General features: G+C 42.2%; 9 protein-coding genes and 3 tRNA genes. 4 read left to right on the top strand and 8 right to left on the bottom strand.

Translation table 11 applies throughout. The features are described from left to right. The first annotated feature begins 479 nt into the window (after window positions 1-479). Window positions 480-1,061 carry a hypothetical protein gene (locus R8806_RS06620; RefSeq protein WP_124318073.1) on the top strand — a complete coding sequence of 194 codons (582 nt, stop codon included), beginning with the start codon at window positions 480-482 and terminating at the stop codon, window positions 1,059-1,061. Window positions 1,062-1,187: 126 nt separating this feature from the next. On the opposite strand, the gene R8806_RS06615 is transcribed toward R8806_RS06620, so the two are convergent. Next, window positions 1,188-1,871 (bottom strand): hypothetical protein, encoded by a 684-nt coding sequence (locus R8806_RS06615; RefSeq protein ID WP_124318074.1) that lies wholly within the window; start codon window positions 1,869-1,871, stop codon window positions 1,188-1,190. 61 nt (window positions 1,872-1,932) lie between these two features. Beyond that, window positions 1,933-3,717 (bottom strand): MutS-related protein, encoded by a 1,785-nt coding sequence (locus R8806_RS06610; protein ID WP_164719966.1) that lies wholly within the window; start codon window positions 3,715-3,717, stop codon window positions 1,933-1,935. Window positions 3,718-3,884: 167 nt separating this feature from the next. Here R8806_RS06610 and R8806_RS06605 point away from each other — a divergent pair. Continuing rightward, window positions 3,885-3,958, top strand: a tRNA-Asp gene (locus R8806_RS06605). A 167-nt stretch (window positions 3,959-4,125) separates the two neighbouring features. Here the strand turns inward: R8806_RS06605 and R8806_RS06600 are convergent. Both R8806_RS06600 and R8806_RS06595 read right to left on the bottom strand, forming a co-directional pair. Beyond that, window positions 4,126-4,202, bottom strand: a tRNA-Asp gene (locus R8806_RS06600). A 19-nt stretch (window positions 4,203-4,221) separates the two neighbouring features. After that, window positions 4,222-4,295 (bottom strand) — tRNA-Asp (locus R8806_RS06595). Window positions 4,296-4,594: 299 nt separating this feature from the next. Here R8806_RS06595 and gcvH point away from each other — a divergent pair. Together gcvH and glmM are read left to right on the top strand one after the other, a co-directional pair. Further along, complete coding sequence (gene gcvH / locus R8806_RS06590) at window positions 4,595-4,969, top strand: glycine cleavage system protein GcvH (RefSeq protein ID WP_087422705.1); 375 nt, start codon at window positions 4,595-4,597, stop codon at window positions 4,967-4,969. A 133-nt stretch (window positions 4,970-5,102) separates the two neighbouring features. Continuing rightward, window positions 5,103-6,485 carry a phosphoglucosamine mutase gene (gene glmM, locus R8806_RS06585; protein WP_124317385.1) on the top strand — a complete coding sequence of 461 codons (1,383 nt, stop codon included), beginning with the start codon at window positions 5,103-5,105 and terminating at the stop codon, window positions 6,483-6,485. A gap of 37 nt (window positions 6,486-6,522) precedes the next feature. Here glmM and R8806_RS06580 read toward each other — a convergent pair whose 3' ends face one another. The 4 genes from R8806_RS06580 to R8806_RS06565 are packed head-to-tail and all read right to left on the bottom strand — an operon-like array spanning window position 6,523 to window position 13,526. Next, entirely contained in the window at window positions 6,523-7,500 is a 978-nt protein-coding gene (locus tag R8806_RS06580; protein ID WP_124317386.1) for a hypothetical protein, read from the bottom strand. A gap of 14 nt (window positions 7,501-7,514) precedes the next feature. Beyond that, on the bottom strand, window positions 7,515-9,023 hold the full coding sequence (locus R8806_RS06575; protein ID WP_124317387.1) for a RagB/SusD family nutrient uptake outer membrane protein: 1,509 nt from the start codon (window positions 9,021-9,023) through the stop codon (window positions 7,515-7,517). Between the two features lie 19 nt (window positions 9,024-9,042). After that, a complete protein-coding gene (locus R8806_RS06570; protein ID WP_124317388.1) occupies window positions 9,043-12,477 on the bottom strand; it encodes a SusC/RagA family TonB-linked outer membrane protein in 3,435 nt (1,144 codons plus the stop codon). Between the two features lie 17 nt (window positions 12,478-12,494). Beyond that, the gene (locus tag R8806_RS06565) at window positions 12,495-13,526 is read right to left on the bottom strand and encodes a hypothetical protein (protein WP_124317389.1); all 1,032 of its coding nucleotides are present in this window, start codon (window positions 13,524-13,526) and stop codon (window positions 12,495-12,497) included. Between the last annotated feature and the right edge of the window lie 23 nt (window positions 13,527-13,549).

Genomic DNA, 13,549 nt, shown 5'->3' with positions numbered 1-13,549 from the left:
AAAGGCAATGGAAAATGGGCTATTCGATTTTGTGATGTCAAGTAGCTCATTTTTATTTTATCTGATAGTTTTTTTATTCTTAGGGGGATATTTTTATCCTTTCATTCCTTTTGGGATCTTTTATAGAGGAATTCTTTCTTCGCCTTCTTTTTTATAAATCGAATGTTCAATTGTATAATAAGTTGACTTCTAAATGCTTTGTATCAGGATAACGATTTGTCTGGTAAAATGTAAGAAGAAGGCAATTATCCTTTAGGCATTCATTAAACGATCATTTATTGATATACGTTCAAATGAGTTTAATTGTTTTGGGTGCTATAACTATAATTAATTGTTAATCAGGTTTGTTATTAATAAATAATTATTTGTGTTTATCATTATTATTATTTATTTTTGCATATTATTAAATGATCGTTCTTTGCTATTCCTAAAGAGGATGTGGGGGGATAAAAGGAACGAACGTGTATAATTAGGAATAAATGAGTGTAAAGGTATTTTTATTATTCTTTTCTCTCCTGTCTATCCCAGGAGTAGAGGTGACGAGATATTTTCCCGTCGAAGAAGTATCGGATAGTGTACGTGTATTTCGTTTTGTTCCTTGTAGAGCAACGTTTTACGTGCATTTTGGATCCAACAATGTAGAGTTGGATAGTATTCTCTCTATGGCAAAACGCTATCAGGAAGATATTGAGGCGGGGCGTATCATGTTGCAGTTGGATAGTTACAGTACATCTCTTTCAACTGATGAGGAAAATCTGAATTTAGCGTTACTTCGTGCTAACGAAGTGAAAAAAGCTATTGCTTGGCGTAGAAGGTTAACAGATCGTTGCTTTGTGGTGCATACCCACTCCACGTTGTTGGAAAATACACGTGAGGTCGTGACCGTACGTTTACTGGTAAAAGTAGGAGAAAAGCAAGGAAAGAATGTTGCTTTATCCGAGGTTCAAGATCCTAAAAAGACTAAAGTTCGTGATCACGAGAATTCATCTGTTTTGTCGGAGAATGATGTTGTCACGTTGCCTTTAGTCTCGGTGGAAGTATTACCTGTTGTGAAACTGTAGACTATTTGTCCGGTAGAATTCGAGTTTCTGGTTGTATTTTGATGATTTCCCGGTAAGGTATTGCTTATTATATTGTTATGGCGTGAGTCATGGTGATGCACAAGCAATATGTTACAGGGAAATTTCTTATTCTTGTTTATAATAAACCCTTTTACTGAGCTTGAAGGTTAATTGCCTCCCGTCATCATGGATGAAGGCCTCGTTCGTGAAACTCGTGAGGGGATTATTGGTGAATTGAATTTCGTTCTTGTTTAAAAGAAACCACTTTCCGGTAGCATCACGGGAGGAGTTTGCACTTAGATTATAAATACTGAACGTGTAGGTGTAGTCGGGATGTAATGAGAACGTGAACCGTTCTGTTGGCTTGATATTGTTGGGTACATAGGTTATGTAGTCTCCCGTGAGTCGTGTGCCACGTGGATTTGTTCCGGGGTGTAAGCTGATGATTTGAGTAACGGTAAGGCCGTTCATGGAAGTGTGTTCAACGTCGTTCGCCGGGGAGAGATGTCCGAGTAATTGAACGCTGACGCCCTTTCCGGTAGGTAGCTTTAGCGCTAAATATTGTTCTGCCAATTGGGTCGCTATTTCCCCGTTATTGATGGTGAACGTGGCACCTGTGGTTTGATCTTTTAAGGTTGCTTTATCTGTTTGATACTGGTATTCTCCGACGAAGTAATAGTTATTGGTAATGGCAGGTGTTGCGGCAAACGTGCTGTCCGGTATGTTGGAAACTTTATCTTGAGTTTTGTCCTTACATCCATTGAGAAGTACCATGGGTAAAAGTAGCGTGATCAAAATCATTGTTTTCATATTCTCCTGTTTTTACCGTGTTAAACGGAAACGACAGAGGAATGTTCGGATTGGATGATTCTTACACGAGTTTCATTTTTTCAAGTAAGATGGATGCATTCATGTTTTGACTGATACCGGGTTTCAGTTTATAATCATAGGCAATGTCATCATCCGTGTGTGTGATCTCGAAACATCGGTTAAAGAAGTTGTCCGGTATCGTGTTGGCAAGTTCTCCGAGTTCGAGGTCATGCGTGGCAACAAGTCCGGCAACAGGTAACGTGAGTAATTTTTGAAGGAAACGACGGGAGCCGTTCAACTTGTCCCGGGAGTTAGTCCCTTTTAGGATTTCATCCAAAATGATAAACAAACGTTCTTCGTGTTGTGCCATATTGACAAGTTGTTGTAAACGGAGTAATTCGGCATGGAAATAAGAGGTTCCTTTCGCCAGGTTATCAACGGTGCGCATACTGGTAAAGAGGGCCATAGGCTGGAATTCAAAACTTTCAGCCCGAACGACAGCTCCGCAACAAGCAAGTACAAGATTCACCCCTATCGCACGTAGGAAGGTGGATTTCCCGGCCATGTTCGCTCCCGTGATGATATAGAATTCGTGTAATTGGGCTACTTCGAAATCATTGGTTACACATTCATTGGCGGGTAGGAGGGGGTGACCGATGGCTGTACCCCGTAAAAGTTGATTGTCTCCGGGAGTAGGATGGATAAAATCGGGATGGTTATACTTGTAGTTGGCCAGACTGACCAGAACGTCAAGTTCTCCCGTGATTTCCACCCAAGTCGGGATGGCCGCGGCATAGCGGCGTTTCCAAGCAACAAGGCGCTGGATAAGGTGCAATTCCCGCATGAAAAGCCCGTTCATGAACATGGCAACCACTGCATTGGAGCGCTGGTCGAAACTTTCCTGTATTTTATGCAGGGAACGTAGAGCCTCGTCCGCATTGTACGTTTCGTTGAATAGTTGTTGACGCAATGTTTTTAATTTGGCGGAAGAACAGGTAAATGTAGAAAAGTGTCCGATCAGTTCGTGAAGGTTACTGAACGAGCGGGTGAATTCATCCAGACGCATATGAGTTCGTAATGTTTTTTGAGCCGGTAGATAGCTACAAAAAAGGGACACGCAGGAAAGGAGTAATGGAATATTTAACGTGAGTACGGAGGCAATGTATAATATCCAAGCGGAGACCGTCAGTACCGGAAGAATATACAGGAAAGGGCGAGTCCAGCGTGGTAGCCCGACTTGTTCCCGCTGCCATTGTTCGATTTGTTGCATGGCCATGTGGGTAATACACTGGCTGTTGCCCTTGGCCCGGAAAACGTGACACCATTCCGGCTCGCGGGCAAATTCTTCGATGGCTTGTTGGCGCTCGATGATGGGTGGCCCGGATTTTAACGGGTGGAGCAACCATTCCCGTAGCTTCTCTCTTCCGTGGGGCGTGACCGTACGGTTGACGGATTGGAAAAGGGAATCTTCCCCGAATACGTCGAGATCGTGAGCGTAAGGGTGAGACGGATCTTTGTACTCTTCGCCTGTCGGGAGATTTTTAAAGTTTCCGGCAAGATATTCCAGTTCCACACGGGAACATTCTTCAAGTTTGTGCAGGAATTGTATCTCTTTTAATAATTTGGTTTCGAATATATTCGTGATAATGAATAGTGCTATGGCAGCAATAAAAGCGATGAGATAAGGCGTGTACCCTGTGTTGGCGAAGGTATATATAAAATATATGGCTAACAGGAATAAGAAGACTTTTGTGAGGGTGATACCGTTACGCCGTTGTCTGTGTTTTTTTAAGAGGATCGTAAGGCGTGATATTTGTGCTTGATAGTATTCTTTTGGCTGCTGCATAGTATGAATGTTATTTATTGCAAATATAGTTTTTAACCTTGATATATTAAAGTGACGGGAGAAAAATGGTTTATCGTGAATTTTTTGTATAAAAATCATTGTAGAATTAAAAACAAAGGCTATATTTGCACCCGCAATCAGAAACAACAGAGGTTGTTTTTAAATCTGGTTCGGTAGTTCAGCTGGTTAGAATACATGCCTGTCACGCATGGGGTCGCGGGTTCGAGTCCCGTCCGAACCGCAGAGATGCCTGTTAGTCGATCGATTAACAGGCATCTCTCTTTTTATTGTGTTGTCTCTTCAATATACTCATGGGGTCGATTGTGGATAGTATATCTGCCCGATATGTGCTTTAAAAAGCATGGAAATAAAAAAGAGTTCCGAATATTTACTCGAAACTCTTTTTCTTGGCGGTCTGGACGGGACTCGAACCCGCGACCCCATGCGTGACAGGCATGTATTCTAACCAGCTGAACTACCAGACCAAAATGTTTTCAAAAAAGGCGGTTCGGACGGGACTCGAACCCGCGACCCCATGCGTGACAGGCATGTATTCTAACCAGCTGAACTACCGAACCTTTTTTGCATCGAACAACCGCTGTTGTTCTCAATTGCGGTGCAAAGATAGATAGTTTTTCTTATTATGCAATATTTCTAGATCGAAAAAATGGAAAAAATTGCGTTTTTCTTACAAAGAAAAATATTCTTGAGCGCCCGAAAACAAAGGGATACAGATGATTTATGTTGAGGATGAACGGGTTATTAATAAAAGTAATAAAGTGTAGGCTAAAATTTCAATTAACAGTTTTGGAGTTTAAATTTTTCCTTATATTTGTGCCACATAATAGTTGTCAAATTTAATTTAACTTATAAGATAATGAACGTACCTGCAGAATTAAAGTACACTAAAGAACACGAATGGATTCGTGTTGAGGGTGAAGAAGCATATGTTGGTATCACTGACTATGCACAAAGTCAATTAGGTGACATCGTGTTTGTTGAGGTTGAGACCGAAGGTGATAACCTAGAGGCTGGAGATACTTTCGGTAGTATCGAGGCTGTAAAGACGGTTTCTGATTTGTATATGCCGATTTCCGGAGAGGTATTGGAATTCAACTCAGAATTGGAAGATCAACCCGACTTGGTAAACAAAGATCCTTATGGAAAAGGCTGGATTATCAAGGTAAAAGTTGAAGACGAAGCACAATTAGACGGATTGTTAAGCGCTGACGCTTACAAGGCATCTATCTAATTTTATTGATAAAGGGGACTGTACGTGTTATCTCGATAAAGGGGTAACGGATACAGTCCCTTTATTTTTATTTCATGGTTGCAAAATTGAATGATCGTCATTTTCAATTTTCAATTTTCAATTCTCAATTGTTATGACATTAATAAAATCTATATCCGGTATCCGGGGAACTGTCGGTGGACGTCCGGGTGATAACCTAACTCCCTTGGATATTGTTAAATTTGTTTCGGCTTACGCCACTTGGTTGAAGACCGGGGCCGGGAAAACAAGAGCTAAAATCGTACTAGGCCGGGATGCCCGAATTTCCGGGGAGATGTATGCTAAATTAGTGGAGGCTACTTTGTCCGGTCTGGGGCATGACGTGGTGAATATCGGTTTGGCAACTACCCCAACCACGGAGATTGCCGTTACCGCAGAACAGGCTGACGGGGGAATTATCCTAACAGCCAGCCATAACCCGAAACAGTGGAATGCTTTAAAATTATTAAATAACCGGGGGGAATTCCTCTCTGCCGAGGATGGTGCAAAAGTCCTTCAGATGGCAGAACAGGAGTCGTTTGAATATGCGGAAGTGGACGAATTGGGTTCGATTACCCACAAGGATTACACGGATTACCATATTCAGCACGTGTTGGATCTAAAACTCGTGAACCGGGAGGCTATTGCCAAGGCGAATTTGAAAGTTGTCGTGGATGCGGTGAACTCCGTGGGAGGAACCGTGATTCCCGCTTTGTTGAAAGCTTTAGGTGTAAAAGAGGTTGTCGAGTTGAATTGCGAGCCTACGGGACGCTTTGCTCATAACCCGGAACCCATTCCGGAGAACCTGACCCAGATTTCAGAGAAGATCAAGGAGTGTGGGGCAGACTTGGGTATCGTGGTTGACCCGGATGTTGACCGTTTGGCATTAGTTTGCGAGAACGGTGAGATGTTCGTGGAAGAGTACACGCTGGTAGCGGTTGCCGACTACGTGTTGAAACATACTCCGGGAAATACCGTTTCTAATCTTTCTTCTTCTCGTGCTTTGCGGGACGTAACGTTGGCTCACGGACAACAATATAATGCTGCGGCCGTGGGAGAGGTGAACGTGGTGACTAAGATGAAAGAGACCAACACGGTGATTGGCGGTGAAGGAAACGGTGGAGTCATCTATCCGGAAAGCCATTACGGGCGTGATGCCTTGGTAGGTGTCGGTTTGTTCCTTTCTCATTTCGTGGCAGAAGGAAAGAGTATGACCGCTTTAAAAGCAACTTATCCGCAATATTTTATCTCAAAGAATAAGTTAACACTTTCTCCCGATATGGATGTTGATAAGATATTGGAGGGATTGAAAAAGAAATATGCCTCGGAAGAAATTACCGATATTGATGGTGTGAAAATTGATTTCAAGGACGGGTGGGTACATCTGCGGAAATCCAACACCGAACCGATTATTCGGATTTATTCCGAATCTAAAGACGAGGCTGCTGCCAATCAATTGGCAGAAGACGTTATAAAAGTAGCGAAGAGCTTGTATTGATGAAACAAGGAGCCCGGTTAAAGGCTCCTTTTTCGTTCTATTCTTTCCCCCCGACACAATGTAGATCTATGCCGTATTCTGCAAATACCTCTATTAGGTAGTCGCATTTCTTTTGAATTTGCGGGTAATTGGTATAAAGGGGATTTGCCTGTAATTCACTTTTTGTTTGGGTAAAAATGAATTCCAAGAAAGAATAAAAATCGTCGTCTTTATCTGGCGCTGTCCAATAATAAGGTTCCCAAAAATTCCAGTATGTGCCGTATTCTAAGAATCCTAATTGATACATAACCTCTTCATCATACCATTGATTTCCGGAAGAGTAGGGATTTGTTGTACCATTTTTGGCGTCTTCGGATATGAGAGAATAGGAGGCAAATGTGTTTAAAATATTGTTATACTCTATTTTGGCGATAATATCATTGTATGGATTCATCAAGAATTGAATAAACGTGCGATTCAAAGCAACTTTTAATCTTTCCCGGTATTCCGGTTTTTGTATACGTTGTGCGAAATCCTTATCCACGTGGGGTAACGTAATATGGTCGATCCCTCTCACCATATATCCTCTCTTAAAGTCCATACCGCCTTGACTGATCGTGTCCCATAACGGCACATAATTGTTGTTTTGGTATAGCATTCCGGCCATAAGAATCTTTGCGGGGAATAGTTCCTTCTTTACTTCGTCCGAGTATAGGTCAAAGAAGTCTTCCTTCAAAAACTGTACGGCTGCACGAATACCTTCCTCTTCGGCTTCCACTTTCACGTCATAGACAACATCATTACTACTGGAGGTGAAATGGTAATTGAGGTCTGCGTTGGAGAACCTGTAGAGGACGGAAGTTCCGTAATTGTTATTCCATTCCACGATCTGGTCGTCGAAATCGTGATCTCCTTGTGGAAGATCGAACCGATTGTCTTTTTTCTCGGAGATATCCAAGTCATCCTCGTTGTTGCAGGAATATAGTGCGGAAACGAGTAATATTCCTAACAGTAATATATGTAAGTTTATTTTCATAGTTTTTCGTTTTATTAATTCAATGCCGGATTACTTTCTTTGTGAGATTTCATGATGGGTAACACCCATTTAGAACTTGCTGTTCCAATTTCAACGGAATATTCATCTCCGGGAGAGGTTGATTCGTCAACACTATGAGAGAAGGATTTCATCCCGTAGCGTCGCAAATCAAACCAGCGCATACCTTCGAAACAAAATTCCCGGCGACGTTCTTCTCTACACGTTTCGATTAAATTCTCGGCATTATTGTTGAACGTGCTGCTGGTCCAAGCTTGAGAGCTGTAATTTTTAATGCGTTTCTCTCTTATCGAGTTTAAATCGGATACTGCTTTTGCAAAGTATTCATTTTGTCCGGCCTTCGCCATCTGTGCATAAGCCTCTGCCCGGTTCAGGTAAACTTCACTCAGACGTAAGCATGCTCCAAATTCAAGTTGATTAGAAAATTTGGATAGCTTTTTTTGATCTCTTTCTTCATTGTATGGGCATAGATAACCATTCCAACGTTGGTCGTCATCTGCAAAGCAATTTCGTAACGCATCAGATGCCATAAAGCATTCGGTGGTGTATTCTGCTTTCACGATTTGATATTCATTCTCGCTTGCATAATAGAATATGATCTCGGAGTTATTTAACGTGAATGGGTACGGAAATCCCCCAAGGCTAATAGCTGCCGGATAATCTATGGGAGTCATGTCATATAAGGTAAGGTTACTTCCGGGTGTAGAGAATACGCTGGTTGCATGTTCTGCTGCTTTTTCCCAGTTTTCCATGAAAAGATAGTAGCGGCTTGCCAATAAATGTGCGGCGTTCATCCCGATACGGAATTTAGAACCCGTGGCGTTGATTTCGGTCAATAGGCTGATTCCTTTTTCCACGTCCGAGATTATTGCTGCATAAACTTCGGCTACCGTGCTACGAGGAACGGAATTCTGGTCAATGGAACTACTTAATTTCAATGGGATTCCCGCTGCTTTTCCTTGTGGGGCATTGGGAGCGTTGTAAGGATAAGCATAGAGGTTGATAAGGTTGAAATAATGGAACGAACGTAATATGCGAGCTTCTCCCTCTACTCTTTTTTTCGTTTCGCTTTCTCCGCTTACCTCGTTGATCATGTCTAAAACAACATTGCATCCCGCGATCATTTTGTAAAGAGTCGCGTAGGAATCCACTTCGATACTTGTAATGCCGGTAGTCGGGTTAGGTAGGTTATTGAAGTCGTCGAACATATTTTCATTGTTCTCCACGGAACGTCCGCCCCATAAATACAGGGGACTGTATTTCGTCACGACCGGTTTGGCGTTATTGGATGTGATGTATTGGGTTACGTCGTCATCCAGTAAATTCAAGTAGGGCATTAGCGTAAAGTCCCGTCTGGGATAGCCTTCGTATGCCAGTAGCTGATCCAAGTCTTCGATCGTGGAAGGAATGACTTCGTCTTGAGAAGATTCTTCGAGAAAGTCACTACAAGACCATAGTCCAATAATGGCTAAAAGTAGAATGCTTTTTTGTATTATATTTTTCATGGTAATTGAATTTTTCAGATTAGAAACCCAAACTTATACTTAGCGAGAATTTGCGCTGACGATCAATAACCGGAAGAACCGTGGTCGCACTGGTACTTAAAGTTTCCGGATCTTGTTTACCCAGTCCTTTACTTTTGATAATAAACGGATCGGTAACGGTTAGTGCGAACGTTAAGTTTGTAAGTCTTAATTGATCCAGTATATCTTTCGGTAAAGCATACGTCAGGGAAATATTATTACATCTCAGATGATTGGCCTTTACCACCCGTAAATCAGATAGGTTATACATCTGATAACGATAAATTTCACCTTTGTCGCTTAAACTGAGTGAGTTATCCGGGAGATAGTCTGCTAAATTCTCATCCGAAGATAATATGGCCGGTATATTCGTGTATTTCTCATCACCCGGTTGTCTCCAACGTTTATTGAGTTCTGTGCTTGCATTTTTTTCCGGATCGGGGATACGTAGCTGTCCGATGCCTCCGCTGGTAGCCTGACTTCTCATGAAAGGATTCAGACGTTTATGATGTCCTAGCTGGAAGTTAAACGTGGCAGATAACGTGAATTGCTGGTACCGGAAGTTCGTGGATAATCCACCGCTGAACACAGGATCTTTTACCCCGCTGTAAACCATGTAATCAAGTAGGGTACCCGATTCAACCCTTGTTTTAGTTCCGGGTGTTTGGTCGATGATTGCAAATTGAGGGACTCCTTTGTCCGATAAACCGATATACGGGAATGACCAGAAACTGTTTAAAGCAAAGCCTTCGATAATGACACTACCATCGGTAATTTTTTCAAGCGTGGCGTTGTCCTCGTTATCTTTTACCTCGTTACGGTTAAAGCCGGAAGTTGCGCTGATACTCCATCTGATGTTTTTTGTCTGCACGGGGATAACGGTCAACGATACGTCGTAACCTTTATTGATGATGGAACCGTTATTAATTGCCATGTTTGAAGTTCCGTTCTCCACGGGTATATTCACGTAGGTGATAGCGTCAACCGTTTTTTTGTAGTAGTAGTCAATGCTTCCATATATCCGGTTGTTTAGAATGGAGAGTTCGATACCGCCATTGAAACTGTTGGTCTTTTCCCATTTCAGGTCTTTGTTTGGGAGGTTCTTGATCGACAGGAATTGATCGCCCGTCAATACGTCCGGTGCAATGTTGAAATTGGCGATCAGATAGGGACTGATATCCGGGGCTTTTCCTTGAGATCCGTAGGATGCTTTCAACGTCAAGTTGGATAACCATCCAAACTGGCGCATGAAGTTCTCTTCACTTACATTCCATCTGATTCCGGCTGATAGAACGGGGTTAAAGCGATTGTTCGTGTTCTGCCCGAATTTGTTGGATGCGTCTTGTCTGAAACTGAAAGATAACGTGTACTTGCTAGCATAAGAGTATCCCAGTGTTGCATAGAAAGACATGTAGTTTTCAATCTGATCCGTGAGAGTGATTGAGTGGCGGTCTTGATATGCAGGTACATTCGCTGTTTCTCTATATTGACAATCAGGATAAATGCTTAAAATGTAATCTCTGTTGGCTTGTTGACTGTAATTGTAGTCCACGCTTTTACCTCTGTTAGGCATGTAGCCGTATTCAACGCCACTCTGTCCGATGTAACTGTTTCCTCGAACTTCATGTCCCAAGGCAACATTGAGGGCATGGTTCCCTTCTTCATCAAGTATTTTTCCGTAATTCAGTTGGTTACGCACCGTGTAGCTTTGTTGGTTTGTTGAATTGTAATTCAAAATACCACCATAAGGTAACACGGAGGCCAAGGTTAACCATGAGTCGGATTCTCCGGTTACAAGTTCTCCATAATTGGCTCCCCGGATTTTTGAAACTGCATAAGAATGGTCATCTGCCCAAACGTTAGCCTCTGAACTGTTTCTGGTAAATGCAGTTGTTAATTCATACTTGATTTCCGGTGTAATATTCCAGATCAAGTTACCTGTAATTTGGAATTTCGTATTCTTATTCTCGTTTCCGGTATGTTCTAATTCATTCAAGAAATTGTAGCGAATATCTCTTTTAATTGCAGTGCCATTATCCAATTCGAAGTAGGCTTTTGATTCATTGATGGTATACCATTCGTCCGGGGCTAATATCCGGCTGGTATTCAGAGCATAATCTTCCGGGTTGACTCCCGTGTAGTAAGCGTTCGTCTCGGATTGACTGGCAGAGAATTGAAATTTAGTACGTAAATTATCCCGTAGTTTTGCATCCACACTGAAGTTGACCGTTTTATTGCTTTGGTCATTTCCCTTGTAGCTACTCAATGATTTGTTGAAACCCACGGAACCGTAAAAATTGAGCTTGTCGTTTCCACCGCTTAGGCTTAATGAATAATTCTGACTGACAGCGTTACGGGCGAGGATTTTGAACCAGTCCGTGTTTTGTTTTTCCATGCGGGTTACTTTTTCATTGAACTCGTCCATGGAAATCTCCTTATTCATCAGTTGGAGATAAGCTCCTTCGTAACCTACATTTTGAGGGAATTGGCTAAAGGGTACTCCGGACTCCACGATTTCTTTGGATAAAGCAATACGATCGGCAGAATTCATCCGGTCCGTTTGTCCATACGTTCTTCTAGGAGTCAGGGAAATATCCGTTCTGAAATTAACATTAATTCTTCCGTTCGTGTTAGAACCTCTTTTCGTGGTGATTACGATAACCCCGTTGGCGGCCTTTACCCCGTAAATAGCTGTGGCCGACGCGTCCTTCAAGAACGTGATACTTTCAATGTCGTCCGGGTTAAGGCCGGAAATACTACTCCCGGAAATACTTGCCATTGAGCTACTGAGGTCTCCGGAACTAAGAATGTCATTTAACTGTGCTCCGGCAAAGGGGAGAGGGTCTTCTTGAATGATACCGTCAATAACCCATACCGGGGAGGCATTCCCGATCACCGTGGAAGTTCCGCGCACTCTCACTTGAGGGGATGTTCCGATCATTCCCGAGGGAATCGTGATACTTACTCCGGGGACAACTCCTTGAAGGGCAGCATCAATACTGGTCACTCCGGCAACACGTATATCATCGCCTTTCACCGTGAAAGTCGAACCGACAACTTCATGTTTTTTCAGCGTCTGGTACCCGGTAACGACTACTTCTTCCAAAGCCTTGGTATCTTCTTTCAAGGTAATTTTGTAAGGAACCTGTTTGGCATTTACGACTACTTCCTGTGATTTCATTCCCACGAATGAAAAGATGAGCGTGCTACCTTCCGGTACCGTGATCATAAATTTTCCGTCATTGTCGGAAAGTACTCCCACGCCTTTTTGCCCTTTCACGGTAACGGTAACAGAAGGGAGCGTGATACCGGTTTCGTCATATATTGTTCCCGTTACTTTTATTTCTTTATTCTGTGCGAACACGTTGTTCGATAAGGCGAGCAACAAGATAAATAATATCTGGGTTACGGATAGTTTTATATATGTAAGTTTCATTTGAACTTTCGTTTAAATTAATAAAGGTATTTAGGTGAAGCCTTAACTTCCAGAGTAATGTATCCGTCTTTACCGGGTACCAATTCTTTGACACGGAATACGGCTTTGTTCGTGTCGTAGAGGTTTCTGTCAGGCCATTGGCTAAATCTTTGCAAGTTAATAACATAAATACCTTCCCATGTCGGATGTGTACTTTCTGTTATACTCACTCCATATGTAATGTCTGTCGTGTATTTGTATACATCGATGTAAGTTTGAGATGCCGAGATACTAGCTTGAATAAATCCAAGTTTATTTTGTGCGTAACTTCCTTCTGTAATGGCTGCATTTAAAGTTGGGATTCTGTAAGGAGCCATGATATCATATTGATTCATGATAAAACCCCAACTGGCAGACGTATTATGCGTTCCGAGTAAGGGATATAAGCGTTGCTCACGGTAATATGTTTCCACTTCATCCTCTTCGCCATAGAAATAACACAATTCGATTTCCATGAGTTCTTCCATGCTCATTTGTTGAACTTGTGCCAATGTGAAAACTTCTCCCGTGCTAAGTTTAAGAAAATGGCCATGTTCCGTGTTTCCTTGCGCTCCTAGGGTTACCGTATAGGATTTTAACTCATCAGCGACCAAAATGGTAATCGTTTTATTAATCAACTGTTTTGGCTGGTTATTATCCTTACATACCACTTGAAAATTATACGTCTGGTAATGTGATCCTTCTTCCGGCAGATAATCATTTGCCCGGAACGAGTAGGAATACTGGCTCTTGTTGTGTAGCTCGGTCGAATCCATCGTCAGCGGGAAACCTTTCAGGTATGTTCCGGCATTATCCTTGACGTACAACTCTTGGATGAATCCTTTGTTCGCGATAAAATCGATATCAATTTTGACCTCTTCTCCGGGAGAGACGATGATTGAATCTTTTTCTACCCCGTTTAATTTCACGACGAGACTCGGGCGAGGAGGCAACTCGTGGAGTTCTTTGACGCATCCTTGACAGAATGTCAGGAAGAGGCAAATGATTAACAAATAGTTTCTTGTTCTCATAAAATTGGTTTTAAGGTTTAATG

The organism is Butyricimonas faecihominis (assembly GCF_033096445.1).
In the GTDB taxonomy this organism is placed as follows: Bacteria; Bacteroidota; Bacteroidia; order Bacteroidales; family Marinifilaceae; genus Butyricimonas; species Butyricimonas faecihominis.
The sequence above is the reverse complement of the archived record's forward strand: the minus strand, read 5'-3'. Positions and strand labels throughout refer to the sequence as shown.

Excerpts from the sequence above, each read along its gene's own strand:
- R8806_RS06575 (WP_124317387.1), bottom strand. The coding sequence starts at position 9,023 with ATGAAAAATATAATACAAAAAAGCATTCTACTTTTAGCCATTATTGGA.
- R8806_RS06580 (WP_124317386.1), bottom strand. The coding sequence starts at position 7,500 with ATGAAAATAAACTTACATATATTACTGTTAGGAATATTACTCGTTTCC.
- R8806_RS06615 (WP_124318074.1), bottom strand. The coding sequence starts at position 1,871 with ATGAAAACAATGATTTTGATCACGCTACTTTTACCCATGGTACTTCTC.
- R8806_RS06570 (WP_124317388.1), bottom strand. The coding sequence starts at position 12,477 with ATGAAACTTACATATATAAAACTATCCGTAACCCAGATATTATTTATC.
- gcvH (WP_087422705.1), top strand. The coding sequence starts at position 4,595 with ATGAACGTACCTGCAGAATTAAAGTACACTAAAGAACACGAATGGATT.
- R8806_RS06620 (WP_124318073.1), top strand. The coding sequence starts at position 480 with ATGAGTGTAAAGGTATTTTTATTATTCTTTTCTCTCCTGTCTATCCCA.
- R8806_RS06610 (WP_164719966.1), bottom strand. The coding sequence starts at position 3,717 with ATGCAGCAGCCAAAAGAATACTATCAAGCACAAATATCACGCCTTACG.
- glmM (WP_124317385.1), top strand. The coding sequence starts at position 5,103 with ATGACATTAATAAAATCTATATCCGGTATCCGGGGAACTGTCGGTGGA.
- R8806_RS06565 (WP_124317389.1), bottom strand. The coding sequence starts at position 13,526 with ATGAGAACAAGAAACTATTTGTTAATCATTTGCCTCTTCCTGACATTC.